At 64.3% G+C, this 26,829-nt stretch carries 26 protein-coding genes; 11 read left to right on the forward strand and 15 right to left on the reverse strand.

Annotated features, from left to right (window positions below):
• Positions 1 to 46: 46 nt before the first annotated feature.
• Both L0V05_RS13325 and L0V05_RS13330 read right to left on the reverse strand, forming a co-directional pair.
• The gene (locus L0V05_RS13325) at positions 47 to 1,147 is read right to left on the reverse strand and encodes an outer membrane protein transport protein (RefSeq protein WP_234871250.1); all 1,101 of its coding nucleotides are present in this window, start codon (positions 1,145 to 1,147) and stop codon (positions 47 to 49) included.
• A gap of 107 nt (positions 1,148 to 1,254) precedes the next feature.
• The gene (locus L0V05_RS13330; RefSeq protein ID WP_234871252.1) at positions 1,255 to 2,136 is read right to left on the reverse strand and encodes a DMT family transporter; all 882 of its coding nucleotides are present in this window, start codon (positions 2,134 to 2,136) and stop codon (positions 1,255 to 1,257) included.
• A 325-nt stretch (positions 2,137 to 2,461) separates the two neighbouring features.
• Between L0V05_RS13330 and L0V05_RS13335 the strand changes: the two genes are divergently transcribed.
• On the forward strand, positions 2,462 to 3,568 hold the full coding sequence (locus L0V05_RS13335) for a TRAP transporter substrate-binding protein (protein WP_234871254.1): 1,107 nt from the start codon (positions 2,462 to 2,464) through the stop codon (positions 3,566 to 3,568).
• 72 nt (positions 3,569 to 3,640) lie between these two features.
• Here the strand turns inward: L0V05_RS13335 and L0V05_RS13340 are convergent, their stop codons facing one another.
• The 5 genes from L0V05_RS13340 to L0V05_RS13360 form a co-directional block, all read right to left on the reverse strand.
• A complete protein-coding gene (locus tag L0V05_RS13340) occupies positions 3,641 to 5,500 on the reverse strand; it encodes a TRAP transporter large permease (protein WP_234871255.1) in 1,860 nt (619 codons plus the stop codon).
• Complete coding sequence (locus L0V05_RS13345) at positions 5,497 to 6,081, reverse strand: TRAP transporter small permease subunit (protein WP_234871257.1); 585 nt, start codon at positions 6,079 to 6,081, stop codon at positions 5,497 to 5,499. The genes L0V05_RS13340 and L0V05_RS13345 overlap by 4 nt, the downstream gene beginning before the upstream one ends.
• A 180-nt stretch (positions 6,082 to 6,261) precedes the next feature.
• Positions 6,262 to 6,984, reverse strand: a complete 723-nt coding sequence (locus L0V05_RS13350; RefSeq protein ID WP_234871259.1) for a DUF8692 domain-containing protein — start codon at positions 6,982 to 6,984, stop codon at positions 6,262 to 6,264.
• A 294-nt stretch (positions 6,985 to 7,278) separates the two neighbouring features.
• Positions 7,279 to 8,838, reverse strand: a complete 1,560-nt coding sequence (guaA, locus tag L0V05_RS13355; RefSeq protein ID WP_234871261.1) for a glutamine-hydrolyzing GMP synthase — start codon at positions 8,836 to 8,838, stop codon at positions 7,279 to 7,281.
• 60 nt (positions 8,839 to 8,898) lie between these two features.
• Positions 8,899 to 9,738, reverse strand: coding sequence for an arylamine N-acetyltransferase family protein (locus L0V05_RS13360; RefSeq protein WP_234871262.1), 840 nt, complete (start codon positions 9,736 to 9,738; stop codon positions 8,899 to 8,901).
• Positions 9,739 to 9,846: 108 nt separating this feature from the next.
• Between L0V05_RS13360 and L0V05_RS13365 the strand changes: the two genes are divergently transcribed.
• Complete coding sequence (locus L0V05_RS13365; RefSeq protein ID WP_234871264.1) at positions 9,847 to 11,391, forward strand: trimethylamine methyltransferase family protein; 1,545 nt, start codon at positions 9,847 to 9,849, stop codon at positions 11,389 to 11,391.
• 58 nt (positions 11,392 to 11,449) lie between these two features.
• Here the strand turns inward: L0V05_RS13365 and L0V05_RS13370 are convergent, their stop codons facing one another.
• Positions 11,450 to 11,740, reverse strand: coding sequence for a DUF6477 family protein (locus L0V05_RS13370; RefSeq protein ID WP_234871266.1), 291 nt, complete (start codon positions 11,738 to 11,740; stop codon positions 11,450 to 11,452).
• Positions 11,741 to 11,983: 243 nt separating this feature from the next.
• Between L0V05_RS13370 and L0V05_RS13375 the strand changes: the two genes are divergently transcribed.
• The gene (locus tag L0V05_RS13375) at positions 11,984 to 13,066 is read left to right on the forward strand and encodes a DUF6456 domain-containing protein (protein WP_234872191.1); all 1,083 of its coding nucleotides are present in this window, start codon (positions 11,984 to 11,986) and stop codon (positions 13,064 to 13,066) included.
• A 64-nt stretch (positions 13,067 to 13,130) separates the two neighbouring features.
• Here L0V05_RS13375 and aqpZ read toward each other — a convergent pair whose 3' ends face one another.
• Positions 13,131 to 13,835, reverse strand: a complete 705-nt coding sequence (gene aqpZ, locus L0V05_RS13380) for an aquaporin Z (protein WP_234871268.1) — start codon at positions 13,833 to 13,835, stop codon at positions 13,131 to 13,133.
• Between the two features lie 260 nt (positions 13,836 to 14,095).
• Here aqpZ and lipA point away from each other — a divergent pair, with 260 nt between their 5' ends.
• On the forward strand, positions 14,096 to 15,067 hold the full coding sequence (gene lipA / locus L0V05_RS13385; RefSeq protein WP_234871270.1) for a lipoyl synthase: 972 nt from the start codon (positions 14,096 to 14,098) through the stop codon (positions 15,065 to 15,067).
• A 67-nt stretch (positions 15,068 to 15,134) separates the two neighbouring features.
• Here lipA and L0V05_RS13390 read toward each other — a convergent pair whose 3' ends face one another.
• Complete coding sequence (locus L0V05_RS13390; protein ID WP_234871271.1) at positions 15,135 to 16,340, reverse strand: MFS transporter; 1,206 nt, start codon at positions 16,338 to 16,340, stop codon at positions 15,135 to 15,137.
• A 190-nt stretch (positions 16,341 to 16,530) separates the two neighbouring features.
• On the opposite strand from L0V05_RS13390, the gene L0V05_RS13395 reads away from it, so the two are divergent.
• Positions 16,531 to 18,081, forward strand: a complete 1,551-nt coding sequence (locus L0V05_RS13395) for an AMP-binding protein (protein ID WP_234871273.1) — start codon at positions 16,531 to 16,533, stop codon at positions 18,079 to 18,081.
• Positions 18,082 to 18,088: 7 nt separating this feature from the next.
• Here L0V05_RS13395 and L0V05_RS13400 read toward each other — a convergent pair whose 3' ends face one another.
• Both L0V05_RS13400 and L0V05_RS13405 read right to left on the reverse strand, forming a co-directional pair.
• Complete coding sequence (locus L0V05_RS13400; RefSeq protein ID WP_234871275.1) at positions 18,089 to 18,973, reverse strand: CE1 family esterase; 885 nt, start codon at positions 18,971 to 18,973, stop codon at positions 18,089 to 18,091.
• Positions 18,974 to 19,034: 61 nt separating this feature from the next.
• On the reverse strand, positions 19,035 to 19,502 hold the full coding sequence (locus tag L0V05_RS13405) for a type II toxin-antitoxin system RatA family toxin (RefSeq protein ID WP_234871277.1): 468 nt from the start codon (positions 19,500 to 19,502) through the stop codon (positions 19,035 to 19,037).
• A gap of 83 nt (positions 19,503 to 19,585) precedes the next feature.
• On the opposite strand from L0V05_RS13405, the gene hpt reads away from it, so the two are divergent.
• From hpt to L0V05_RS13425, 4 genes are all read left to right on the forward strand, one after another.
• Positions 19,586 to 20,134 carry a hypoxanthine phosphoribosyltransferase gene (hpt, locus tag L0V05_RS13410; RefSeq protein WP_234871279.1) on the forward strand — a complete coding sequence of 183 codons (549 nt, stop codon included), beginning with the start codon at positions 19,586 to 19,588 and terminating at the stop codon, positions 20,132 to 20,134.
• A 219-nt stretch (positions 20,135 to 20,353) separates the two neighbouring features.
• Positions 20,354 to 20,821, forward strand: a complete 468-nt coding sequence (locus L0V05_RS13415; RefSeq protein WP_234871281.1) for a c-type cytochrome — start codon at positions 20,354 to 20,356, stop codon at positions 20,819 to 20,821.
• Between the two features lie 45 nt (positions 20,822 to 20,866).
• On the forward strand, positions 20,867 to 21,754 hold the full coding sequence (locus tag L0V05_RS13420) for a cytochrome c (RefSeq protein WP_234871282.1): 888 nt from the start codon (positions 20,867 to 20,869) through the stop codon (positions 21,752 to 21,754).
• A gap of 38 nt (positions 21,755 to 21,792) precedes the next feature.
• Positions 21,793 to 22,419: a glutathione S-transferase family protein gene (locus L0V05_RS13425; RefSeq protein WP_234871284.1), complete on the forward strand. Its 627-nt coding sequence runs from the start codon at positions 21,793 to 21,795 to the stop codon at positions 22,417 to 22,419.
• Here L0V05_RS13425 and L0V05_RS13430 read toward each other — a convergent pair.
• From L0V05_RS13430 to L0V05_RS13440, 3 genes are read right to left on the reverse strand one after another with little or no spacing between them, the layout of a single operon-like run.
• Positions 22,416 to 22,898 carry a CinA family protein gene (locus L0V05_RS13430; protein ID WP_234871286.1) on the reverse strand — a complete coding sequence of 161 codons (483 nt, stop codon included), beginning with the start codon at positions 22,896 to 22,898 and terminating at the stop codon, positions 22,416 to 22,418. The two genes, L0V05_RS13425 and L0V05_RS13430, sit on opposite strands and share 4 nt — an antisense overlap.
• Positions 22,895 to 23,383, reverse strand: a complete 489-nt coding sequence (locus tag L0V05_RS13435) for a phosphatidylglycerophosphatase A family protein (protein WP_234871288.1) — start codon at positions 23,381 to 23,383, stop codon at positions 22,895 to 22,897. The genes L0V05_RS13430 and L0V05_RS13435 overlap by 4 nt, the downstream gene beginning before the upstream one ends.
• Positions 23,380 to 24,513 carry a bifunctional 2-C-methyl-D-erythritol 4-phosphate cytidylyltransferase/2-C-methyl-D-erythritol 2,4-cyclodiphosphate synthase gene (locus L0V05_RS13440; RefSeq protein ID WP_234871289.1) on the reverse strand — a complete coding sequence of 378 codons (1,134 nt, stop codon included), beginning with the start codon at positions 24,511 to 24,513 and terminating at the stop codon, positions 23,380 to 23,382. Before L0V05_RS13440 ends, L0V05_RS13435 begins: the two co-directional genes overlap by 4 nt.
• Positions 24,514 to 24,712: 199 nt before the next feature.
• Here L0V05_RS13440 and dusB point away from each other — a divergent pair, with 199 nt between their 5' ends.
• Both dusB and L0V05_RS13450 read left to right on the forward strand, forming a co-directional pair.
• Positions 24,713 to 25,717 (forward strand): tRNA dihydrouridine synthase DusB, encoded by a 1,005-nt coding sequence (gene dusB, locus L0V05_RS13445; RefSeq protein ID WP_234871291.1) that lies wholly within the window; start codon positions 24,713 to 24,715, stop codon positions 25,715 to 25,717.
• The gene (locus tag L0V05_RS13450; protein ID WP_234871293.1) at positions 25,717 to 26,817 is read left to right on the forward strand and encodes a two-component system sensor histidine kinase NtrB; all 1,101 of its coding nucleotides are present in this window, start codon (positions 25,717 to 25,719) and stop codon (positions 26,815 to 26,817) included. The genes dusB and L0V05_RS13450 overlap by 1 nt, the downstream gene beginning before the upstream one ends.
• Positions 26,818 to 26,829: the final 12 nt, after the last annotated feature.

The raw sequence follows: 26,829 nt of genomic DNA on the forward strand, positions 1-26,829 counted from the left end.
CCGGAAACTGCGGGTTCCGCCCGGCTGGCGGACGGAACCCGGAAGGTCAGAAGTAGTAGCCGATCCGGATGGCCGCGCCGATGGCGCTGTTGCCATCGAAGGTGCCGGCGGGGGCCACCTTGCCTGCGGCGGTCTGGGCATCGCCGACGTCAAAGTAGCGAACGGCTGCGGTGATCTTGAACTGGTTCACCGAGTAGGTCGCGGCGATACCGATCGAATTGTAGCCGTTCACCGGGTTGAGGTTCGACGTATAGCCATCAAGCGGGGTGTCGTAGGCATAGCTGATCGCCCCAGACCAGTTGTCGTTGAAGCGGTAACCCAGACCGATCGTGTAGGTTGTCGTCGGCCCGTTGTAGGAGACGAGCGGCTGACCGGCGATCATGCTGTACATCTCGGGCGAGATGCCGAACTGTTCCCAGTCCACCCAACGGACCGAGCCGAACAGCAATGTGTCGGCGGCGATCCCGGTCTGGAACTCGAGGTTCACGGACTGAGGAGTGGTCACGGGCGCTGTGCTGCTCAACTTGCCGAAGGCCGAGGCCTCGTTCGTTGTCAGGTCATAGTCGATGGCAGAGTTGTATGTCAGCGCGACCTTGGCCGCGATCTCGGGTTTTTCCCAGCCAATGCCAAGCACATAGCCCCATGCGCCCTCTCTCGGAGCATCGATGGAGTAGTTCGCAACGAAGGGAATGGTCGCGTTCGCATTGAGGGTTTGGTACCGCAAGCCGCCAAACACACTGATATTCGAAGCAAATTTGTAACGGGCGAGGGCGGTGTAGGACACGGTGTCGAGCTCGGCCAGAGTGCCTTGCGCGAAATAGCCGGTACCGAGCGGATAATCGACATTCGCGCCAAATGGCTTGTCGATGATGAAGGCGAAATTGAGCTTGTCGTTGATCGCCCAGTTCACCCCGGCATTGACCAGCGTATAGTCGGTCAGGACTTCGCCCGACGACCTGCCACCCAGAACGGGAGACGCGACACCCGAAACATCCGGGCTGAGCATCCCGATCGTGAATTCCGCGTAGTCCTTTCCTTCATACAGGATGAAGGCCGATTGCGGCGAGCGGTCGACACCACCTGCCGATGCGATTGCCGGCAGTGCAATGGCCGCCGTGGCAGCAAGTGCCACCCGTTTCTTCGTCATGTCTCCTCCCCAAGAACGATCCCGACTGCTGGCCAGGTTCAACCGGGACGCTACGAAACGCCGCGGATTCCCGTCAACGACTGACCCGACGTAACGCGTTCGTGACGTTACGACGCGACTTTCTGGCGACGGATTTCCGACCGGATGTTCAGCCAGTTCGCCAGACAGATGATCCCCGCGCCCAGAAAGACGGCAGGATCGAGCGGTTCGCCGTACAGCAGCATGGCGACAACGGCGATCACGGGCAGGCGGATGAAGTCGATCGGGATCACGACCGAGGCAGGGGCAAGGGTCAGCGCCTTTGTCAGGCAGAAATGCGCGATGACCCCGGCGGCGCCGACGACCAGCAGCGCTGGAGCTTCGGCGAGGCCGGGCACGGTGACATCCCCGTCGGCGGCAGACAGGGCCAACCCGAACAGGCCCTGCATGACCGTCAGCCAGAAGAGGATCGAGATGACCTGTTCGTACCGGGTCAGCCGCTTGGTGAAGATGGCCGATCCGGCAAAGCCGATCGCCGATGCCGCCGCGGCCAGGACGCCGGGATCGACATGCGTGATGTCCGGTCGCGCGACGATCAGAACACCCGCAAAGCCCAATGCAGCGGAGCCCGCCCGTGCCGGTGTCAGCCGCTCTCCCAGGAGAAGGGGCGACAGTAGGATGACCCAGAGCGGCGAGGTGAATTCCAGCGCGAAGACCTGCGCCAGCGGGATCATGGTGAGCGACCAGAACCACAGGTTCTGCCCGGCAAAATGGAAGACATTGCGGACCAGATGCGTTCCGATCCGGTTGACTCGCACCTCGTTCAGTCGTCCCGACAGTCCGCCGATCACGACCACCAGCACGAAACCGATCAGGGACCGCCATGTCATGATCTCGAACGTGTCGAGCGTCCGCGCGAGCGAGCGACCGGCGATGGCCATCGACGAAAAGGACAGGATAGAGCCCGACATCCAGGCGGCGGCGGCGAGCGGGCGGTAGGCTTGTGGCATCAGGCGGGACCTCTCGGCCCCATCTGCGCTGCGTGACGGTCGATTGTCCAGCCGGGCTTCACCGGGTACCGAAAGTTCCGGCGCCGCCGATCGCCCCCGTCCTGCGCATCATGCCAGGCCTCGAAGGGGTTCGGGCGCCCTGCACTTAGGCAAATGCTCGTTTGTTTGGCAGTGAAACGGCGCCGGTCGGCAGGTGGACCCTGCGTAACTTTTGATGCGAGGTGCTAGACAGATTCACATTCCCATGCAAGGGTTTGCACCGGGTTGTTCGCGGTCGAGGGGGATCGTGAGCTTCCGGTTCCATCCAACGTAAAGGGAGTACCGTATGGATCGTCGATCTTTCCTGACCAAGGCGACCGTGGGCGGTGCCGCCGCGGCGGCTGCCTCTGCTCTTGCTGCTCCGGCAGTTGCGCAAAGCACCCCCAAGGTGACCTGGCGCCTGACTTCGTCTTTCCCCAAGTCGCTCGACACCATCTTCGGGGCCGCAGAGGTGTTGTCCAAGCGCGTGTCCGAAGCAACCGACGGCAACTTCACGATCCAGGTTTTCGCGGCTGGCGAACTGGTTCCCGGCCTGCAGGCCGCTGACGAGGTTTCGGCTGGCAATATCGAAGCCTGCCACACCGTCGGCTACTACTACTGGGGCAAGGACCCGACCTGGGCCGTGGCTGCAGCGGTTCCCTTCTCGCTGAACGCCCGCGGCATCAATGCCTGGCAGTATCACGGCGGTGGCATCGACCTTTACAACGAGTTCCTGGCGGGCTCGAACATCGTCGCCTATCCGGGCGGTAACACCGGCGTGCAGATGGGCGGCTGGTTCCGCAAGGAAGTGAACACCGTCGAGGACATGAAGGGCCTCAAGTACCGGATCGGCGGCTTCGCTGGCAAGGTGATGGAGAAGATCGGCGTCGTGCCGCAGCAGATCGCCGGCGGCGACATCTATCCGGCGCTGGAAAAGGGCACCATCGACGCGGCCGAATGGGTGGGGCCGTACGACGACGAAAAGCTCGGCTTCTACAAGGTCGCACCTTACTACTACTATCCCGGCTGGTGGGAAGGCGGCCCGACCGTCCACTTCATGTTCAACAAGGCCGCCTATGAGGGTCTGCCCCCGGCCTACCAGTCGCTCCTGCGCTCGGTCTGCCAGGGCGTCGATGCGAACATGCTGCAGATGTACGACTGGAAGAACCCGACCGCGATCAAGAGCCTGGTCGGCAATGGCGTGCAGTTGCGGCCCTTCAGCCCGGCGATCCTCGAAGCCTGCTTCAATGCCGCCAACGAGGTCTATGCCGAGATGGAGGCGACCAACGCCAACTTCGCCAAGCTCTGGGGGTCGATCAAGGCGTTCCGCAAGGACTACTTCACCTGGACGCAGATCGCCGAATACAACTACGACACCTTCATGATGCTGCAGGCCAACGCCGGCAAGCTCTGATCCCGGATCCCGGGTCGCAAAAGGAAAACCCCGGAGCGCTGGCTCCGGGGTTTTTTGTTCCTGCGCAGCAGGTCAGGGTGTCGTCGTGCCACCGGACTGCAGGGCCGCCGGCGGCTGGCCCAGGGCGCCTGGCTGCAGGGCGCCTGGCTGCAGGGCGCCTGGCTGACCGAGGCTGTTCGTGGCCGGTGCTGCCCCTGCGTCGGGTGCCGAGCCGGGTTGCAGGCCGGGCGGCTGACCAAGGCCGCCGGGTTGCAGTGCACCGGGCTGGCCTAGGCCGCCGGGCTGAAGCGCGCCGGGTTGGCCCAGTCCGCCGCCGAGCGACGGCATCTGCGGCAGGGTGATGGTCACGTTCGACGTGTCCACCGGCTTGCCCTTGTAGTGCATCACCATCTGCGGGAAGGCGATGACAAGTCCGACCATCACGATCTGGATGATGACGAAGGGCACCGCCCCCCAGTAGATCTGCCCGGTCGTCACGCCGTCTGTCCTCTTGCCCGTCACTTTGTCGATGAAAGACGATCTTGGGGCGACCGAGCGCAGGTAGAACAGGGCAAAGCCAAAGGGTGGGTGCATGAAGGACGTCTGCATGTTCACGCCCAGGATCACGCCGAACCAGATCAGGTCGATCCCCAGCCGCTCGGCCGCGGGGGCGAGCAGCGGAACGATGATGAAGGCCAACTCGAAGAAGTCCAGGAAGAAGGCCAGCAGGAAGACGAGGATCGAGACGACGATCAGGAAGCCGATCTCGCCACCCGGCAGGGAGACCAGCAGGTGTTCGACCCAAAGATGGCCGTTGACCCCGTAGAAGGTCAGCGAGAAGACCCGTGCGCCGAGCAGGATGAACATGACGAAGGCAGAAAGCCGGGTCGTTGCCGCGAGCGCCTGCGTCACGACGCCTAGGTTCAGCCGTCCCTTCATGGCGGCAAGGATCAGCGCGCCCACGGCCCCCATGGCGCCGCCCTCGGTCGGTGTGGCGATACCGAGGAAGATGGTGCCAAGAACCAGGAAGATCAGCGCGAGCGGCGGGATCAGCACGATGATGACCTGCTGCGCAAGGCGCGACATCAGGTTGAGCTTCATTCCCTTGTCCACCAGCGCGACGATGTAGATGATCGCCACGCCGATCGTCGCGCCGAGGATGTCTGCGTCCGCGCCATGGGTGGCATAGAGCATCTTGTGTGCCGCGTAGCTGACCGCCACGCAGAAGAGCAGCGCGACCAGCAGCGATGTCACCCCCGAGCCAAGCGTCCGCGCCTCGACCGGCAGGGCCGGCACGTAGGAGGGGCGGAAGATCGAAGTCAGGAAGATGTAGAGCATGTAAAGCCCGGTCAGGACGAGACCCGGGATCATCGCCGCCGTATACATGTCGCCGACCGACCGGCCCAGCTGGTCGGCCAGAACGATCAGCACGAGCGACGGCGGGATGATCTGCGCCAGCGTGCCCGAGGCAGCGATCACGCCCGAAGCCACGCGCCGGTCATAGCCGTAACGCAGCATGATCGGCAGCGAGATCAGACCCATGGCGATGACGCTGGCCGCCACGACGCCGGTCGTAGCCGCCAGCAGCGCGCCGACGATGATGACCGCATAGGCAAGACCGCCGCGAACCGGCCCGAACAGCTGCCCGACCGTGTCGAGCAGGTCTTCGGCCATGCCGGATCGTTCAAGGACGATCCCCATGAAGGTGAAGAAGGGGATGGCCAGCAAGGTCTCGTTCGAGAGCACCCCCCAGAACCGGCTTGGCAGAGTGTTGAGCAATGGCCAGTCAAGCGTGATCGAGCCGTTCGACAGCGGCGCAAGCTCGACCCCGATGATGAAGAACAGGAGCCCGTTCGCCGCCAGCGAAAACGCCACCGGATAGCCGAGCAGCAGGAAGACCACGAGCGCGGCGAACATGATGGGTGCCATGTTCAGCGCGATGAATTCCATCATTTCGAGATCTCCTCGACCAGCGCCTTGCCTTCCAGTTCGGCGGCCTCGTGGGCCGAGACGAAGGGAGTCGGATCGGGGATCAGACCGCGCATCACCGCAATTTTCTTAATGATCTCGGACAGACCCTGGAGCGCCAGCAGCACGAATCCGACCAGCAGCAGCCCTTTGGCCGGCCAGATCACCAGACCGCCGGCATTGGTCGAAACCTCACCCGAGCGGTAGGACGACGCCACCCAGGGGGTCAGGTAGTAGATCATCAGCAGGCAGAAAGGCATCAGGAAGACGACATGACCGAACAGGTCGATCCAGTGCTGGGTGCGCCGCGACCACATGCCATAGACGATGTCGATGCGGATATGCTCGTTCTGTTTCAGCGTGTAGGCCGAGGCCAGCAGGAACGCCGCGCCAAACAGATACCACTGCGCTTCCAGCCAGGCATTCGACGAGGTGCTGAACACCTTGCGGACGACCGCATTGCTTGCACTGATAAGGATGGCCAGCAGGATCAGCCATCCCATGGCCTTGCCGACAACCTCGTTGAACCGGTCAATGGCCCGGGACAGTCCCAAAAGGACGTTCATCACTCCTCCCCTGATCGTTCGCGCCTCGAAAGCGGGCGCCATTTTGATCCGGTATGTCGAACAGGAAGGGGTGCGTCAACCTTGGTGGCAAAGCTCTGGCTGTTGCGGGCTGCGCGATCGGTTATTGCCGCTACGTCAGATCGGCAGTATCTGCAGCCCCTGGGCGAGATGGACGCAAAATCAGGCGGTTGCCCGGAAATTCATCGACGTCCGCTGGCCGTCCTGACCGGCCGCGCGACGCTGAAGGCGGGTCAGGAGAACGCGAACGAAAAGCAGGACGCCAATCACTTCCAACGCTTCCTCCGAGTTGGAAGCGATCCGATAGGTGAACGTGTCCAGCATACCGTTATCTTCGAGATTACCGGCGATCATCTCCATTCCGATTGCGCCAGACACGAAGATTGCCCCTGACAGGATCAGGAGCAGCCGCTCGCGAGCAGGGAGGTTCAACAGAAAGCGCACGAACGACAGGCCGACAACAAGGACGAAGGCCATCCCTGGAATGACCCAGGCGTAGGTCAAGAGACCGGCGTTGTGTGAATGCGGAACGAACTGGCCAAGCTTTTCGTGGAATGACATGGCTTCATCTGCCGACAGCAGGATGAAGATGACCCCCAGGGCCGACCAGTAGACCCGCATCTTGCGGTCATCCCGGTGCAGTTCCGTCTGCAAGAAGCTGAGAATCCCGGCGACGAACAGCGTGCAACTCGAAAGCCAAGTATAGAACGAGCGCTCGGAGTTTACGTCGAAGCGGGCCTTTCTGACCGGCCCTATGATGTCAGGTGAAATCCAAACGACAATGTCCTGTGCCACGCTGATAAGCCAAAGGCTCAAAAACACAAAACACAGGCTTCGAAAAAGGGAATTTGACACTCTAACCGACCACGAAAAACCAAACAGCAACGAACCGTCATAAAAACGTTACATAAACTTCATGAACGGATTCTGGCAACAGAATTGAAAACAACGAGCCGTTGCAGAACGGAGAACAATCAACTTCTTTCGCCAGACGATGCGTCTTGGGGTGCCACTTGCTTAAGCTGTCGAGATTCCAGATCGCTTCTTGGGCTTCTCAGCGCGCGTGTGTCCATCGACCGTCGCAACGCTGCCGCCCACTGCTTAAGCTGCAGTGCTACCGGCAAGCGGCTGGTGCTTATGCGCAGGTCGGCTGTCTTGGCCAGATTGGCCGACAGACAGTCACTCCCACTCGATCGTGCCGGGTGGCTTCGAGGTGATGTCGTAGGTCACCCGGTTGATGCCGCGGACCTCGTTGATGATCCGCGTCGCGGTTTCGCCAAGGAATTCGTGGCTGAACGGGTAGTAGTCGGCGGTCATGCCGTCGACGCTCGTCACCGCGCGCAGCGCGCAGGCATAGTCGTAGGTCCGACCGTCGCCCATGACGCCAACGGTCTTGACCGGCAGGAGCGCGACGAAGGCCTGCCAGATCGCGTCGTATAGCCCGTGGCGGCGGATCTGGTCGATGAAGACCGCATCGGCGTTGCGCAGGATCTCGAGCTTGTCGCGGGTGATCTCGCCGGGGCAGCGGATGGCGAGGCCGGGGCCGGGGAAGGGGTGGCGACCGATGAAGCTGTCGGGCAGGCCAAGTTCACGGCCAAGCGCGCGGACCTCGTCCTTGAACAGTTCGCGCAGCGGTTCGACCAGCTTCATGCCCATCTTCTCGGGCAATCCGCCGACATTGTGGTGCGACTTGATGGTGACCGAGGGCCCGCCGGAGAAGCTGACGCTTTCGATCACGTCGGGGTAGAGCGTGCCTTGCGCCAGGAAGGTCGCGCCGCCCACGGATTTCGCGTGCTTCTCGAACACCTCGATGAACAGCCGCCCGATGGTCTTGCGCTTCACTTCCGGGTCGGTGACGCCTTCCAATGCGGTCAGGAACAGCTCCGACTCGTCGGCATGGATCAGCGGCATGTTGTAGTGGTCGCGGAACATGGTGACGACCTGCTCGGCCTCGCCCTTCCTGAGCAGACCGTGATCGACGAAGACACAGGTCAGCTGGTCACCGATCGCCTCGTGGATCAGCACGGCCGCGACGGAGGAATCCACGCCGCCCGAAAGGCCGCAGATCACCTTCTGGTCGCCCACCTGTTCGCGGATCTTGGCGATCGCGTCCTCGCGATAGGCGCCCATGGTCCAGTCGCCCTTGAAGCCGGCCAGACGGACGAAGTTCTCGTAAAGCTTTGCGCCCTTGGGGGTGTGGTGGACTTCGGGGTGGAACTGCACCGCGAAGAACTGCCGCACCGGGTCCGCGGTGATGGCGAAGGGGGCGTTCGGCGAGGTGCCATAGACCTCGAATCCCGGAGCGATTTCCGAGACATGGTCGCCGTGGCTCATCCAGACCTGCTCGCGCCCGCCATCCTCGAACCAGCCGTCGAGCAGCGACAGTTTCGCCTCGACCGGGGTGACGAAGGCCCGACCGAATTCCGCGGTGCCATGGCCGCGTTCCACCTTGCCGCCAAGGCAATGCATCATCGCCTGCTGGCCGTAGCAGATGCCGAGGATCGGAACGCCCGCCTCGAAGGCAGCCTTGGGCGGCATCGGGGCGCCGTCCTCGAAGACCGAGGCCGGGCCGCCGGAGAAGATGATGGCCTTCGGGGCAAAGTCCCGCAGGAAGGCATCGTCCACCCGATTGAACGGATGGATCTCGCAATAGACATGCAGTTCCCGAAGACGGCGCGCGATCAGCTGGGTGACCTGGCTGCCGAAATCGATGATGAGGAGGCGCTCGTGATGGGTCATGGGCCTCGGTAGCCAAGGGGATGGAGAAGTGCAAGGGGCCAGAGACGCCCGAAGGAAGGCTTAGTCCGGTTGCGCTTCCGGATCGCCGAAGACGGCGGCATGGCGGGCGAGGATGCGCGGCCAGAGCGGCTCGACTGCGATGCCGCGAAGACCGAACTCGGCGTCGAGCAGCCGCTCAAGCGCCTCCGGTCCTTCGATCAGGGTCTTGGTAACGCCTTCGGGGGTCGTGCGGCGCAGGACGCGGCCGTAGATTACGGTCGAGCCCGAAGCTTTCATCTGCATGACCTGAAAGTTCTGGCGGAACGAGGAAGCCGGGTCGGCGAGAAGCTGTGCATGTTTCCGGGCGATCCGCGCCTCGTCCGCCGGGCCGGGATCGACTACGAAATTGGACGGATCGCCCGCAGCGTGGTTCCAGAACCGAAAGGTCCCGTCCTCCAGCCGTTCCATTCGAAAGGTCAGCGGCCCGTCGTGGTGCAGGCCCTCGTGCATGGGGATCGGCGCGCGCAGCGCATCGCCGAGGCCGAGGTCGCAGAGCCAGTCCACTTCGTCCAGAGTAACGATCACGACGACATGGTTGCCGAGTGAATCTTCTGCCATCTGGTGATTGTAGGCCGCTGCCATCGCGCGCCGGACCTGAAACCCCAGCCTCCCGAGTGCCCAGGCCAGCAGCCCGTTCGTCTCGTAGCACCAGCCGCCGCGCTGGCCCTCGATGATCTTCCGCTGGATTGCGCCGATGTCCTGCGTGACTGGCTGACCCGTGAAGACGTCGATTGATTCGTAGGGAACCGTCATTCCCTGTGCCCGGTGTAAGGCCTGAAGGCTTTCCAGATCGGCCTGAAGCGGCATCGTCAGGCCGATACGCGCGAGGTAGGCTTCCAGCATCGGATCGGCGGGGGTCATGTCGCTGCAGAAGCTAGCACATGTCGTTTTTGGGTTCCAAGCGCCGTATTTCCCGAAGGCGGGGCGGCGTTGACGGCGCATAAGGCGCAAAAGCGACTGGAGGCTAAGATGAGCGATCAGGTGTCAGGGCGTCGGGCCCGGGGTGGCGGCGGTTCGGCGCGGCGCGCGGAGCGGACGGCTGTCAGCTTCGAGGTGGCGAAGTATATCGAGCGCAAGATCCCGAACTTCGAGATCCTGAACGACGAGGCGCTCGAGATCATCGAACGCAACGCAGAGACGGTGCTGGAAGAGATCGGCGTCAACTTCGTCGAGAATCCCGGCGCGCTGGAACTTTGGAAGGCCGCAGGCGCCGATGTGAAGGGCGAGCGGGTGCATATTCCCCGCGGCCTGGCACGAAAGCTGTGCTCGACGGCGCCCAAAAGCTTCACCCAGCATGCACGCAACCCGTCGCGCAGTGTCCATATCGGCGGCAAGGGCCTTGTCCTCGCGCCGGTCTATGGTCCGCCCTTCGTCCGCGACATGGAAGGCGGCCGCCGCTATGCGACGATCGAGGATTTCCGCAACTTCGTGAAGCTCGGCTACATGTCGAAATGGCTTCACCATTCGGGCGGCACGGTCTGCGAGCCGACCGATGTGCCGGTGAACAAGCGCCACCTCGACATGCTGCTGGCCCATATGGAGCTTTCCGACAAGCCGTTCATGGGCTCGGTCACCGAACCCAGCCGCGCGGCGGATTCGGTCGAGATGGCCAAGATACTGTTCGGGTCGGATTTCGTCGACCAGAACACGGTGATGACCAGCCTCATCAACATCAACTCGCCGATGACCTTCGACGGGATCATGATGGGCGCGCTGGAAGTCTATGCGAAGGCCAATCAGGCCGCGATCATTTCGCCCTTCATCGTCGGCGGCGCGATGGCGCCGGTGACGGTCGCGGGCACGCTGACGCAGGTGATGGCGGAATGCCTGGCCGGTGTCGCCTACAGCCAGCTCGTGCGGCCTGGCGCGCCGGTCATCATGGGCGCCTTCGTGACCTCGATCGACATGAACTCGGGCGCGCCGACCTTCGGCACGCCGGAAGCCGCTCACATCACCTACGGAGCGGGCCAGCTTGCCCGCCGTTTGGGGCTGCCCTATCGCTCGGGCGGGGCCTTCTGCGGCTCGAAGCTGCCCGACGCGCAGGCTGCCTATGAAACCGCGAACTCGCTCAACATGGCGCTGCTCGCCGGCGTGAACTTCATGCTCCATGCCTGCGGCTGGCTGGAGGGCGGCCTCGTGTCGTCCTATGAGAAGTTCGTCATGGATGCCGACCAGCTCGGCTGCCTGCATCACCTCGCCAAGGGCGTCGAGATGGACGAGAACGGGCAGGGCATGGATGCGATCCGCGAAGTCGGCCCGGGCGGGCACTATCTGGGCTGCGAGCATACGCAGGCAAACTTCAAGACCGCGTTCTGGCGGACTGACCTTTTGGACTACAAGCCCTACGAGACCTGGGAAGAGGAAGGCGCGCGCGATACCCAGACGCTGGCCAACGAGCGCGTGAAGAAACTTCTCGGCGACTACCAGGCGCCTGATCTGGACGAGGGCGTCCGCGAGGCGCTGCACGCCTATGTCGCGCAGAAGAAGGAATCGATGCCCGACGCCTTCATCTGAAGCGGCAAGGCGCCCGGCAAAGTCAGGGGCGGTCCATCGGGCCGCCCCTTTCGCATTGTTAGACGCTGGCGTCGCGCGGCAGGAGCCTGGCTTCGGCGATCAGGGCGATGAGGATTTCGATGTGCCGCGAGAAGCTGTAGGCGGCATCTCCGGCGCGACGGATGCTTTCCAGCCGTGCCTCTTCCGACATCAGCCGCGGCACGCTCACATCGGGAGAGGGCGCCTCGGGAGTCCCGATGAGCCGGCGCAGATCGCGGTCGCGGCGATAGTCGACCAGTCCCAGGCGGGCCGCCCGGATCAGAAGCCGCGGGCGTTGCAGGGTGGCGAGCAGGCTGCACAGATCGGTCATCGAATCCTCCATTCGCAAGAGGATTGCATCCTAGGGGAATACAACCCTGCGTTGCGTTTCGGATTGTTTCGCCGCGCGCAACCGTGAGGATAGTTTAGGTTTTGTAAACAATTATCCGAGGAAGTTGCATCGTTAACGCCTCGGTAAGAAATGCACCCAGAAGTTGAAAATCGTCAGGGCAGACTGTCGACCGGCGCGGTGGCCCTCAACCCCGGCGGGACGCCGGGTCAGGGCGCGGCAAGCATGTTGCCTCCCTGGCTGCCCGAGGCGGTGCGATCCTATATCGGCCATATCGAGGATGGCGTCTCGCTGCGGGAACTCGCACGCAGCAAGGGGTGCGCCGCCTCGACCGTTCTCCGCCAGGTCCGACGATACGAAAACCGCCGCGACGATCCGCTTATAGACGGAGGGCTTGCCGCGCTCGGGCGTGGCAGCAACCGCCGGAACTCTGCCCCAGCATGGAAGGAAGCCGAACCCATGTCAGCCCCGATCCGCCCAACATCGATGCAGGCCGACGATCCCGCCTCGCAGCTTGAAATCCGCCGGGTCCTGCGGCGACTGGCCGAGCCGGGCGCAACACTGGTCGTGGCGCCCGACATGGAGATGGCGGTGATCCTGCGCGCCATGCCCGACGGGCAGCAGGTCCGGACAGGCGTGGTCGAGCGGGCGTCGGCCGAGACCTATGCGCTGCGTGATTGGGTGCGTTGCCGCAAGCCGGGGCGCGTTGCCCAGTACGAGATCACTTCGGTCGGCCGGGCGGCGCTCAAGCGGCTCATGGGCGAGGCGCAGGGCGGCCTTGCAGAGGCCCAGTCGCCCTATGCCGCCCAGCATCGCGAGATGACCGATCGGATCGAGCCCGGCGCAGAGGGTCCGCGTCGCATCCGCTACAACATGGCCGAAAGTCCCGTTGCCCTGTTGGGTCGGCGAAAGGACCGCGGCGGCGAACCCTTCCTTGGACCGGACCTGGTCGCGGCGGCCGAGCGACTGCGGGAGGATTTCGAACTGGCGCAGATGGGTCCTCGGGTGGCCCAGAACTGGGACCGGTTCCTGACGGCGGGCGACCGAGGCAGCTTTGCTGCCGAGAGTGGCGGCAGCGACGGATCGCGCAAGGCGCGCGACCGGGTTGCGGCGGCGCCGCGCGATCTTGGCCCGGGCCTTGGCGACATGGTCCTGCGCTGCTGCTGTTTCCTCGAAGGCCTGGAAGCGGCCGAGCGGAGGTTGGGCTGGTCGGCGCGCTCTGGCAAGATCGTGCTGCGGATCGCCCTGCAGCGGCTGAAGCGGCACTATGACGAAACCTATGGCCGGTCGGGGCCGCTGATCGGATGAACCGTCTGCAACGAAAAAGGGGCGCGCGGTCGGACCGCGCGCCCCTCGGGTTTCCGGGCAAGTGTCAGCTATCGGCTCGGGTTACGCCGGCGGCATAAAGCGCGCCGGCAATGGCGCCACCGATCAGCGGTGCGACGATGAACAGCCAGAGCTGCGAAATCGCGCGACCGCCCTCAAATAGGGCCGGACCGATCGATCGCGCCGGGTTCACCGAGACGCCGGTCACATGGATACCGACAAGGTGGATTGCCGCCAGCGTCAGACCGATTGCCAGGCCCGCAAATCCCGCCGCCGCACCGGGGCCGGTCGCGCCAAGAATGACGGTGACGAAGATGAACGTCATCACGATTTCAAAGACGAGCGCCGCACCCATGCTGTAGCCGCCGCCGTAGCCTTCGCCCCAGCCGTTCGTTCCCATTCCGCCGCCCCAGCCGGGGGAGCCGCTAGCGATGACGTAGAGGATCAGCGCTCCAAGGATTGCACCGGCGACCTGCGCGATCGCGTATCCGACGAACTCGCCGACGCTCATTCGCCCCGCTGTCACCATCCCGAGCGACACGGCCGGGTTCAGATGTGCCCCTGAAATGGCGCCGATCCCATAGGCCGCTGCGACGATGGACAGGCCAAAGGCCAGCGCAATTCCCTGATAGCCGATTCCGACCATCACGCCGTCAGCGCCAACGACCTTCTGGCCGATAACGGCAGCTCCGCAGCCAAACAGGACCAGAATCATCGTTCCGATCATCTCTGCGACAAGTTTCTTCGACATGTTCCCTCCTCTGAGCGACTTGCGGTTGACTTCAGGCGTCGCTTCGCCCGTGTTGAATGGTCGGCGGTCAGCCGGCCGTCTGCCTGAAACGCACTGAGGATACGGCGGCTTTTGTCTAAAGCTCTGCGCGAAATGCAACAATTCCCCAGAAATCTTGGGAATGTTGCCGGATTCTCGCTGGTGCTGTGCCTCGGTCCCGGCGCCGCCCCGGCTCGCTGGATTGCCTAGGCATCGGATTGCGCCTATGTGAAAGGAAATCCATGCCGAGACGAGGACAGCCCTTGCGCGACCTGAACATCCCGTCCGAACGCCATCCCGAAAAGGCGCATCGCCCCGACAATGCCCAGCCGAAGAAACCGGACTGGATTCGGGTCAAGGCGCCGGTCTCGCAGGGCTACAAGGAAACCCGCGACATCATCCGCGAGCAGAAACTGGTCACAGTCTGCGAGGAAGCGGGCTGCCCAAATGTCGGCGAGTGCTGGAGCCAGGGTCACGCCACCATGATGATCATGGGTGAGATCTGCACCCGCGGCTGCACCTTCTGCAACGTCGCGACGGGCAAGCCGCAGACGCTCGACGCCTTCGAGCCCGGCCGCGTCGCCCATGCGGTGGCGCAATTGGGCCTCAAGCATGTCGTGGTCACCAGCGTCGACCGCGACGATCTGGAAGATGGCGGGGCCGAGCATTTCGCCCAGACGATCCGTGCGATCCGCCACCGCGCGCCCGGGACCACGATCGAGGTGCTGGTGCCCGATTTCCTGAAATGCGAGGCGTCTGCATTGGAAACCGTGGTCGAGGCGCGGCCGGATGTCTTCAACCACAATCTTGAAACCGTGCCCGGCCTTTACCCGGAGGTTCGCCCCGGTGCGCGCTACTTCCACTCGCTGCGGCTCCTGCAGCGGGTGAAGGACCTCGACCCGTCGATGTTCACCAAGTCGGGGATCATGGTTGGCCTCGGCGAGGACCGGCAGGCGGTACTGCAGGTGATGGATGACATGCGCGCGGCGGATGTCGATTTCCTGACCATCGGTCAATACCTTCAGCCGACACCGAAGCATCACCGCGTGGATCGTTTCGTGACGCCGGAGGAATTCGCCGCCTACGAGAAAGCGGCGCTCGGCAAGGGGTTTCTGATGGTCTCGGCCACTCCGCTGACGCGGTCTTCCTATCATGCCGGCGATGACTTTGCCCGGCTGCGCGCGGCGCGCGAAGCGAAGCTGGGGCGGGTCTGAGCGCCAGCCGGGCGGAACGAAAATCCTTCAAAGGATATTGGCAAGTTTCTTCAAGGAAACTTGTGCCTCAGAACCGGCGCACGTCCGGCAGGAACACCGCCAGCACTCCGATCAGCGGCAGAAGTGCCGTCAGGCGGAACACATGCTCGATCGAGGTCGCATCGGCCAGCATGCCGATCCCGGCCGCGCCGAGCGCGCCCATGCCGAAGGCCAGCCCGAAGAACAGCCCAGCCACCATCCCGACATTCTTCGGCAGCAGGTCCTGCGCATAGACAATGATCGCCGGGAAGGCCGAAGCAAGGATCATCCCGGCCAATGCACTGAGGAGGATGACCGGCACGAGGCCGACATAGGGAATGGCCAGCGCGATCGGCGCGACACCGAGGATGGACACCCAGATGACCCGTTTGCGCCCGATCCGGTCGCCGATCGGGCCGCCGATGATGGTTCCTACCGCGACTGCCGCAAGGAAGACGAAAAGGCAAAGCTGGGCGTGCTGGACCGACACGTCGAAGCGGTCCATCAGGTAGAACGTGTAGTAGCTCGAGAAGCTGGCCATATAGACGAATTTCGAGAAGGTCAGGGCGATCAGCACCGTGATCGCGACGATCACCCGTCCCCGTGGCAGCGGCGAGACCGAGGCGGCACGCTTTCGAGCGCTGTGAATCCGCTGCATCCCTTCCGAGGCATACCAGCGACCGACCAGTGTCAACACGGTCATGCCCGCCAGCGCGACGGCGGCGAACCAGGCGACGCTCGACTGGCCAAAGGGCACGACGATAAAGGCGGCGAGTAGCGGGCCGAGGGCAGAGCCGGCATTGCCGCCGACCTGGAAAAAGCTCTGGGCGAAGCCGGGGCGCTTGCCGGCAGCCAGCCGCGCGATCCGGCTCGATTCCGGATGAAAGACAGAAGAGCCGCAGCCGATCAGCGCGACCGATAGGAGCACGGTGTAGAAATGGTCGGCTCGCGACAGAAGCACCAGCCCCACGAGCGTCAGCGCCATGCCGAAGACCAGCGAGAAGGGCTGGGGGCGCTTGTCGGTGACGAAGCCCACGACCGGCTGCAGGATCGAGGCCGTGCCCTGAAACACAAAGGTAATGAGCCCGATCTGGCCGAAGCTCAGTGCCAGTTCGGTTTTCAGCATCGGATAGATCGCCGGGATCAGCGACTGCATCAGGTCGTTCAACATGTGACACAATGCGATCGCCGCAATGATCGGCAGAACCGTCGCCTCGTGCGTGGCGCGGGTTTCGTCTGTGCTGCTGAGGGACATTTTGGATGGCCTGCGCCTGAAACGTATTGCCACCGGTAAACCGTCTCGTTCAGCGGAAGTCAATCAACCGAAACCTCACGGCCCAATGGACCGGGATGAGGCTTTTGACAGAACGGCTCCGTCGGTTAGCGTGATCCGGGGGAGGGCGGCGGCCAATGCCGCCCCGGTGTCAGGGTCTGGGAGGTTCAGTATGCCCGTGTATGTCAGTCCGTTCGAGGCTCCGGTCATTCCCGACATCGGGATCACCGAACTCGTCTTCCGCGGCGTCGAGACGCGCAAGGATGCTCCGGTCCTGATCGAGGGGCCAACGGGGCGGATCATCACCGGGATGGAATTCATCGATCGCGTCCGGCGATTGGCGGGCGGGCTTGCCGCGCGGGGGATTGGTCCGGGCCACGTCGTTGCATTGATGGCGCCCAATATTCCTGAATTTGTGATCGTGTTCCACGCCGTGGCCCTGTGCGGTGCGACGCTCACCACCATCAATCCGACCTACACGGCGCGGGAGGTCCGGTTGCAGCTGATCGACGCCCGCGCAGAGCTTCTGATAGCCTTCGCGCCGTTCATTCCCACGGCACGGGAAGCGGCCGAAGGAACCGCCGCGAAAACTTTCGTCTCGATCGGCCCCGCCGAGGGCGTTGCAGAACTTGCGGATCTGTTCGGTCCGCCGATGATGGCGCAGGTGCCTGTGGATTTTGCCCGCGACGTGCTGGTGCTGCCCTACTCCTCTGGCACGACCGGCCTGCCCAAAGGCGTTATGCTGTCGCATCGCAACCTTGTCGCCAATGCGCTGCAAACCCGTCCGCATATCACGGTGGACCCCGGCGATGCGATTCTTGCCGTCCTGCCGTTCTTCCACATCTACGGCATGTCGGTCCTGATGAACCATTTCCTGTCGTCCGGCGGGGTGGTCGTGACATTGCCGCGCTTCGAACTCGAGCCGGCGCTACGTTTGATCGAGAGGCATAGAACGCCCTGGCTGATCGTGGTCCCGCCGATCATCCTGGCTCTGGCGAAGCACCCGATGGTCGAGAATTTCGACCTCAGCGGTGTTCGGTCCGTAATCTCCGGCGCGGCGCCCCTGGGCGCCGAACTGCAGCAGGCCTGCACCGCACGGTTGGGGGCAACCGTGGTGCAGGGCTATGGGCTGACCGAGACGAGCCCTGTCAGCCATGTTGTGCCCCTTGATCGCGTGACCCCGGGCGCGGCGGGATTCTGCGTCGGCGGCACGGAGATGCGCCTTGTCGATCCTCAGACCGGTGCCGAGGTGCCGGACGGTCGAGAAGGCGAGATCCATCTTCGCGGACCGCAGGTGATGCTTGGATATCTCAACAATCCCGAGGCCACGGCGGCCGTGCTGCTGCCGGGCGGATGGTTCAGGACTGGCGATCTTGGCTATGTCGACGGGGATGGCCACCTGCACATCGTCGACCGGGTCAAGGAACTCATCAAGGTCAAGGGGTTCCAGGTCGCCCCGGCGGAACTGGAAGCGCTGCTGATCGCCCATCCCGAAGTGGCTGATGTCGCGGTCATCGGTGCCCCGGACGAAGACTCCGGCGAGCGACCTGTGGCATTTGTCGTTCGCGCACAGGGAGCGACGATCGAAAGCGCAGCGCTTGTCGCCTATCTTCAGCCGCTCGTCGCGCACTACAAGCAGTTGTCCGAGGTCCGCTTTGTCGAGGCCATTCCGAAATCGCCGTCCGGCAAGATCCTGCGGCGGATGTTGAAGGGGACACTCTGACTCCAGCTCACGGAGCTGCGTCGAAGAAGTCGAGGATGGCGGTATCGGCATCGAAGCCGGTCAAGGGTCCCGCGCGCCGTCCGCCGGGCCAGGCGTGGTCGAAGCCCTCCAGCACCATGACCTTGACGGCGACCCTGCCATCCGGCAGTCGCCACTCCCGCGTGACGATCGAGGTCCCGTCTGTCCCCACCGCCTTCCCCTGCGTCTGGACCAACGGGCCGTGCCAGGCAGAGGCGAAGGCTGCGGCGGTGTCCGATACGGCGGCGAAGGGAACCTGGGCGAAGCTCTTCTCACCCTTGCCGCCCGTGAAAGGCACCATCCGGTCTGCGGTCCCGTGGATGTGCAACAATGCCACGGGGGCCTCGACACGGAAGGAGGGGTCCATCGTGCCGGCAACTCCCGCTACGGCTCTTACCTTGGCTGGCCGGCCCGCAGCATAGCGCTCGGCCATCATGCTGCCGTTCGACATGCCCGTCGCGAAAACCCTATCATCATCGACGCCGAAGCGCTCGGCCGCATCCGCCAGCACCGCGTCCAGAAAACCCATGTCGTCGACACCGGTGACCTGGGCGTAGGCGCAGCAATAACCGGCATTCCACGTCAGAAGCCGGGTGCGCCCCGATCCTGCGGGATAGATCACCGCATAGCCTCGTTCGGTGGCGGGGGGCGAGAGGCCGGAATTACGGGCAAACTGATTGGGATTGCCGCCACCGCCATGCAGGGCAAGGATAACAGAGGCGCCTTCAGGCTTTGTCGGCAGGTCGATCCGGTACCACCGGCCGTTCGTGAGCTCCACCGTCTGGCTGGCCGCGTGAAGCGGCAGCGACGTCATCAATGCCAGCACGAGAACCGCAAGGGCGGGCAACAGGGGCAAAAGGGAAAGGCGGCGCATCGGCGGGCTCCTGTCCGGGGCAGATGACCGACGAACGGCCAAGCCGGCGAATTCCGTCGCGTCAGGGTTGGGCCGGCCCGTAAAGCTGGGCAGCCCGCCGCTCGAAGGCGCGGACGATCCGCTGCATGGCGTCGTTGAACACGACCCCGATGATCCCCTGCAGGATGGCATTGCGGAATTCGAAGTCGACGAAGAACTCGACCTCGCACCCCCCCTCTGCACGGTCGCGGAAATGCCAATGGCTCTTCATGTGGCGGAACGGTCCGTCGAGATACTCGGTCTCGATCCGCATCCGGTCGGGCAGGAGGGTGACGCGGCTGCCGAAGCGCTCGCGGAACACCTTGAACGAGATGACGAGGTCCGCCTCCATCACCTCACCGCCCGGCACGCCGGGGATGGGCGTGCGCGAGCGGATCCGGGCCGCGGCGTTCCAGGGCAGGAACTCGGGATACCGCGCCACATCAGCCACCAGATCGTACATCTGGCGGGCCGAATAGGGCAGGGCCTTGGTCTCTGAATGGGTGGGCATCGGCTTCCCGGCTGGGCCTGTCATCGGCACGTGACTTGGCAGGGGCTTTTGGTTAAACCCGCGTGGGAAATCAAGGGGCCGCCATGCCGCAGAAACCTTACGTGATCGACCGGATGATTTCGGCCAAGGCCATTGCGGCGCGGGTCGAGGCTCTGGCGCGCGAGATCACCCATCATTTCGAGGGCACCGACAAGCTGGTCGTCGTGGGCCTTCTGCGCGGCTCGTTCGTGTTCATCGCCGATCTCGTGCGCGAGATCGACCTGCCGGTCGAGGTCGATTTCCTCGAGGCCTCCTCCTACGGCAATGCGACCGAGTCCTCGCGCGAGGTGCGCATCCTCAAGGATCTGTCGGGCGAGATTGCCGGGCGCGACGTACTGGTGGTCGAGGATATCGTCGATACCGGGTTCACGCTGAACCATGTCGTGAACCTGTTGCGGGCCCGCAGCCCGAAGCGGCTCGAGGTTTGCGCGCTGCTCGACAAGCCGTCACGGCGCGAAGTCGACATCCGCGCCACCTGGACCGGTTTCGAAATCCCTGACGAGTTCGTCGTCGGCTACGGAATCGACTACGCGCAGCGCAACCGGAACCTGCCCTATATCGGCAAGGTGCGCTTTGCCGATCCGTCTGCCTGAGGATAGCCTCCTCGGTCCAAGGCTCGATGTTCGCGCAGCCGTGATCCGCCGTCATCGGTTCGTGATCCCCTTCGGCAAAACAGGCCCGGCATCAGCGGAAAAGCTCCTAAACCTTAGGGGTATTCTGCCGTCTGCACCGTAAGTTGCAGACGAATTTGCTTCGTGAATCCAAAGGTGTCCGCATACCTTCTGCTCGTCATGCAGATTACAGGAGCAGACATGAAATTTGGCTTCTTCGCCGCCGGCCTCGCCGCGGCCCTTGCTACCGCCGCCATCGCGCAAGAGGCGGAAGATCCCTTTGCCGATGCCGTCGAGTCCCGCCACGGACTGATGTTGCTTATGGCCCAGAACCTTGGGACGCTTGGCGGTATGGCCAAGGGGGAAACCCCTTATGACGCAGCCGTTGCAGGCAAGGCTGCCGACAACATCGCGGCGCTTTCCTCGGTGATGAGCATGGATCTTTTCCCCGCCGGCTCGGAATACGAGAAGGCCGCGGACAGCTTTGCCCTGCCGTCGATCTGGTCGAACCAGGAAGACTTCGTGAAGAAGATCAGCGCCCTGAACGATGCGGCAAACGCTATGACCGCGGATGCAAAGAAAGATCTCGCCTCGCTGCAAGCTGGCATGAACGGCATCGGCGGGGCTTGTGCCGCCTGCCACAAGGCCTATCGTCAGCCCGAAGAGTAATCGTCCTTCGGAGCTGAAAAGCCGCCGCTTGCGCAGGAGTCCGACATGAAGCGTGTCCTCTTGGGACTGGTCCTCGTCGCGGCCTGTGTTGCGGCCTTTGTGATTGTAACCTTGCCCGAGCGCGGCGATGCAGTGGCGCTTGGGCAGCTCAGCGGCGATCCGGCGCGGGGCCAGACGCTGTTCTGGGCGGGCGGCTGCGCCTCTTGCCACGCCGCACCAGGGGCCGAGGGCGAGGCGCGTCTGGTGCTGTCCGGCGGGCTGCAGTTGCCCACGCCCTTCGGCACCTTCAGCGTCCCGAACATTTCTCCCGACCCGCTGCAGGGCATCGGCAACTGGACGCTTGCCGATTTCGAGGGGGCGCTGCGCCACGGAACCTCGCCCGATGGCAAGCATTACTATCCATCCTTCCCCTATACCTCCTACGCCCATGCGACCGATCAGGATGTCGTCGATCTGTGGGCTTTCCTGCAGACCCTGCCGCTGTCCAACCGGCCGAACGATCCGCACCAGATCAGCTTTCCCTTCGACCAGCGCCTGCTTCTGGGCGGATGGAAGTTCCTGAACCCCTCAACCGCTTGGGTCGTACCGGATCCGCTGACCCCGGAAGAGGAGCGCGGCCGCTATCTGGTCGAGGGCTTCGGCCATTGCGGCGAATGCCATACCCCGCGCAATGCTCTCGGTGGGCGCGACATGGCGCGCTGGCTGGCGGGCGGCCCGAACCCGGAAGGCAAGGGGACGATCCCGAACATCACGCCAGCCAAGCTCGACTGGTCGACAGCCGATATAGCGGAATACCTGAAATCGGGCTTCACCCCGGACTACGACTCCGCCGGGGGTGGCATGGCCGATGTCGTCACCAACATCTCGCATCTGTCCGACGCAGACCGTCTTGCCATTGCCGCCTATCTGAAGAAGGTTCCTCCTCAGAACTGAGGCCGACGTCCGCGCCCCAGACCCCAGGGAGGCATGGGATGATCCTGATCGGGCAATACGATTCCCCCTTCGTGCGGCGCGTTGGTGTCGCGCTACGCCTCTACGGTTTCTCGTTCGAACACCGGCCATGGTCGGTCTTCGGCGATGCCGACAAGATCCGCCCGTTCAATCCGCTAGTTCGCGTCCCGGTCCTGGTCCTTGACGAGGGCGAGGCGCTGATCGAAAGCGGGGCGATCCTTGACCACCTTGACAGTCTTGTGCCCGAGGGGCGCGCGCTTGTCCCGCGGGCCGGGGCAGAGCGTCGGCACGCCCTGCGCCAGATCGCGCTGGCCACAGGGCTTGCCGACAAGGCGGTGAGCCTGTTCTACGAGCGGCGCCTGCACGACGTTGCATCGGAGGTCTGGACAACCCGCTGCCGCAGTCAGCTCGGCGCGACACTGGAGCGGCTTGATGCCGAAAGGGCGGCGCTTGCGACTCCGTTCTGGCAGGGAAACGCCATAGGTCACGGCGACATCGCGCTGACCTGCGCCTGGCGCTTCGCGACCGAGGCGCATCCGGGCCTGATCGATCCTGCCACCTATCCCGCCCTGGCCGAGGCCGTGGCGCGGATGGAGGCGATGCCGGTTTTTGCCGAGATCTGCCAGCCCTTCGTCGTGCCGACCTAGCGTAGCGCCTCTAGCAGCATCGCCAAGGCGTGTTTCACCGTTGCCCGGCGGACGGCATCGCGTCCGATCGCACCGAATTCAATGGTTTCCGAGCGAACCGGCGTGCCGTGACGCGCAAGCCCGAAGCAGACGCGCCCCTCGGGCTTTGTCTCCGATCCACCGGGGCCAGCGATGCCGGTGACCGAGACCGCCAGCGTCGCGGCCGAGCGGATCAGCGCGCCGTCCGCCATCTCGCGCGCAACTTCCTCGCTTACGGCGCCGTAGCGGACCAATGCCTCGGGGCGGACGCCCAGCATCTCTTCCTTGGCGCTGTTCGAATAGGTGATGAAGCCGCGGTCGAAGATGTCAGAAGACCCGGCCACATCGGTGATCGCCCCGGCGATCAGCCCACCGGTGCAGCTTTCCGCCGTCGCGATCAGGGCCTTCTTCGCTCGGGCCCGGGACAGAAGCTCCACGGCTTCGGGCAGGGGGGCGGTCACATCATCACCCCGTGATAGAGCCCCGCCGCGATCATCACGCCAATCCCGGCGAAAAGCCCGGCCCAGAGATCGTCCAGCATCACCCCGGCCGCATCGCCCCGCGCATCCGCCGCGCCGACCAGCCAGGGTTTCCAGATGTCGAACAGCCGAAATAGAAGGAACGCCGCCACCGGCGCGGGCCAGGGCATCCAGCCATCCCAGCCCCGCGCCCAGAAGGCCGCCGAGGGGAAAAGCAGGGCGACCCACTGGCCGGCGACCTCGTCGATGACGAATTCGGACGGATCCTCGCCCGGACGATCCGAAAGCTCGCGGTTGACCGCCCAGAACCCCGCCCAGATCATGACGGCGGTCATCAGGGCAAGGCCGGGAAAGCCTGCAACCCTGTCGATCAGCATGCCAAGTGCCACTGCCACCGCCGAACCCCAGGTTCCGGGGGCAGGGCGCAGGAGTCCGGTCCCGAAAAAGGTCGCCAAGATCCGGCTCATGCGGTCACCAGCGTCGCGGTGGCCAGCGCCGCGATCCCCTCTTCGCGCCCGGTAAAGCCCAGACGCTCGCTTGTCGTCGCCTTGACACTGACCCGGTCGGGCTCGATGCCCAGAATGCGGGCCAACTCGGCCTGCATCGCCCCGGCATGGGGTCCGACCTTTGGTCGCTCGCAGATCAAAGTCACGTCGGCATTGGCGATGCGGAAGCCGCGCGCCTCGGCCCGTCCAGCGGCGTGGCGCAGGAAGATATGGCTCTCGGCGCCCTTCCATTGCGGGTCGGATGGCGGGAAGTGCCGCCCGATGTCACCCTCGGCCAAGGCGCCATAGATGGCGTCGGTCAGGGCGTGCATGCCCACATCGGCATCGGAATGGCCAACCAGCCCCGCGCCATGCGGAACCTTGACCCCGCAAAGCCAGACATGGTCGCCCGGCCCGAAGGCATGCACGTCGAACCCATTGCCCAAACGGATATCCATGCCACGCCGTCCTTTCAGGATGTGCTCCGCCCGCTCGATGTCGCTGGCAAAGGTCAGCTTCAGGTTTTCCTCTTCGCCCTCGACGATGGCGACCGTCATGCCTGCCGCGCGCGCCACCTCGACATCATCCGCCGCCCCGCCCGGATGGGCGCGGTGCGCGGCAAGGATCGCGCCAAACTGGAACCCCTGCGGCGTCTGGGCGCGCCAGAGATTGGCGCGGTCCTGGGTGCCGCTGACCGCCATCGCCTCGCCACGCCAAAGCGCATCGGTCACGGGCAGGGCAGGGGCCGCGCCCTCGGCGTTGTCTAGAGCCGAAATCACCCTGTCGATCAAAGCTTTGCTGACCAGTGGCCGAGCCCCGTCATGGATGAGGACCCGGTCCACCCCCATCAGCGCCAGCGCCTCGAGCGCGTTGCGGACAGAGGCGTCGCGCGTGCTGCCGCCGGTGACGAAATCCACGTCGGCCAGCGTCTGTTCCGCCAGCAGGTGGTCGTCGGGATGGATGACGACCAGCAGGTGATCGACCGTGCCGCGAAAGGCATCGACCGTATGCGCCAGCACCGGCCGGCCGGCCAGCATCCGCCATTGCTTCGGCAGGCCTTCGCCCGCGCGCGTCCCGCGTCCGGCGGCCACGATGATGCCTGCGACTGTCATCTTCGCTCCATATCGACCGGGCATCTGTCTAGGGCAGGAAGCGGGACGTGACAATGCGGCGAAACCTTCGGGCATGTATGCACAAAAAATAGGCATATGCTCGGGATTGACCAGACTCTCGGGCGGGATCGCCCCTCGCCTTGGTTGTCATCCGGGGGGACAGAGGCTACCTCGAGGCTGACGCACAAGGATTAGGCATTTGTTTCTCCAGTCGGCTGCCGCCGCCAATGGCCTTACCATTGATCCACCGGTTCTGCTGGCGCCCCTCGCCGGCATCACAGACCTGCCGTTTCGCCGGCTGGTCGCCTCGTTCGGTGCAGGTCTGGTGGTCAGCGAGATGGTGGCGAGTCAAGAGGTCGTGCAAGCACGTCCCCTGGCTCGCGCCCGCGCCGAACTCGGCTTCGAGATGGATCGTACCTCGGTCCAGCTTGCCGGACGCGAAACCTACTGGATGGCCGAGGCCGCGAAGTATGTCGAAGGGCAGGGCGCGCGGGTCATCGACATCAACATGGGGTGCCCTGCCAAGAAGGTCACCACCGGCTATTCCGGTTCGGCCCTGATGAAGACGCCAGATCATGCCCTGCGACTGATCGAGGCGGTCGTGGGTGCGGTCTCTGTGCCGGTCACGCTCAAGACCCGCCTTGGCTGGGATGATGCCTGCCTGAACGCGCCGGACATCGCACGCCGCGCCGAGGCCGCGGGTGTTGCGATGATCACCATCCATGGCCGTACGCGCTGCCAGTTCTACTCGGGCAAGGCGGACTGGGCGGCGATCCGCGCGGTGAAGGAGGCGGTGAAAATTCCGGTCATCGCCAATGGCGACATCGTCGATGCGGAAACCGCGGCCGAGGCGCTGCGCCTGTCCGGCGCCGATGGCGTGATGGTCGGTCGCGGCGCCCAGGGTGCCCCCTGGCGGCTCGCGGAGATCGCGCACCGTCTCTACGGCAGCCCGGCGCCAGTTGTACCGCAAGGCGCGGCGTTCGCCGATTTGGTCATCGGGCACTACGACGCCATGCTCGACTTCTATGGGTTCGAGCTTGGCATCAAGGTCGCCCGCAAGCATCTGGGCTGGTATCTCGGAGAGGCGCGGCGAACCTCGCAACGCGGGGCGATCCTCACCGCGACCGATCCGCAAGCCGTCCGCGACGCCCTCCGTGCAGCCTTCCTTGCCGCACCCGACGACGAGACGAGGGAGGCGGCATGATGCCCTACCGCTCGCCCTATCCGGTTCCGGGCGTCATCTGGGCCTCGCTGCCGATCCCGGCCTTCCTGATCGACCGCGAGGGCAAGCTGGTCGAGGTGAATCCGGCGGGCGAGACGTTCCTCAATGCCTCGGTCAAGGCGCTGTACGGTGTTCCGGCCTTCGACCGAATCCACATCGACGCGCCGATGGACGAGGCGCTGGCACGGGCTCGGGCCAATCAGTCGGCCCTGTTCATCAACGACGTCGACGTGACCTCGGGCGAGAAGCCGCCGGTCCAGTGCAACGTGCAGATCGCACCGATGCATGACAATCCCGACATCCTGATGCTGCTGATCTCGCCGCGCGACATCGCCGACCGGCTCGGCCGCATCGCGAATGCCAAGTCCTCGGCCAAGTCGGCGATCGGCATGGCGGAAATGCTGGCCCACGAGATCAAGAACCCGCTCGCAGGGATCACCGGTGCGGCCCAGCTTCTGTCGATGGGCCTCGGACCGGAAGACCGCGAGTTGACGGACCTGATCGTCGAGGAATCGCGCCGGATCGTGAAGCTGCTCGAACAGGTGGAGCAGTTCGGCAACCTTCGTCCCCCGGACCTGCGCGCGGTAAACATCCATGATGCGCTCGATCGCGCCCGCCGTTCGGCCGTGGTTGGCTTTGCGGCGAACATGACGATCCTCGAAGAATACGACCCCTCGCTGCCGCCGACGCTGGCCGATCCCGACCAGCTGATGCAGGTGTTCCTGAACCTCATCAAGAATGCGGCCGAGGCGGCGGGGCCAAGGGGCAGCGGCACGATCCGGCTCAAGACCTCTTACGACCTCTCGCTTCGGATGCGGCGCAAGGATGGGTCAGGCCGGGCGCTGCCGCTGAAGATCGAGATCATCGACAACGGGCCCGGTATCCCGCCCGAGATCGCACAGGACATCTTCGAGCCCTTTGTCAGCGGGCGCGAAAACGGAACCGGACTGGGCCTCGCGCTCGTGTCCAAGATTATCAACGACCATGGCGGCTGGATTTCGGTCGACTCGGTGCCGGGGCGCACGGTCTTCCGTGTTTCGCTGCCCGTGGCGCCCAAGGAACTTGCGCAGGACGTAACGTAAGGAGGCAGGACA

The sequence above is a fragment of the Alitabrizicola rongguiensis genome, assembly GCF_021491355.1.
GTDB lineage: Bacteria > Pseudomonadota > Alphaproteobacteria > Rhodobacterales > Rhodobacteraceae > Aliitabrizicola > Aliitabrizicola rongguiensis.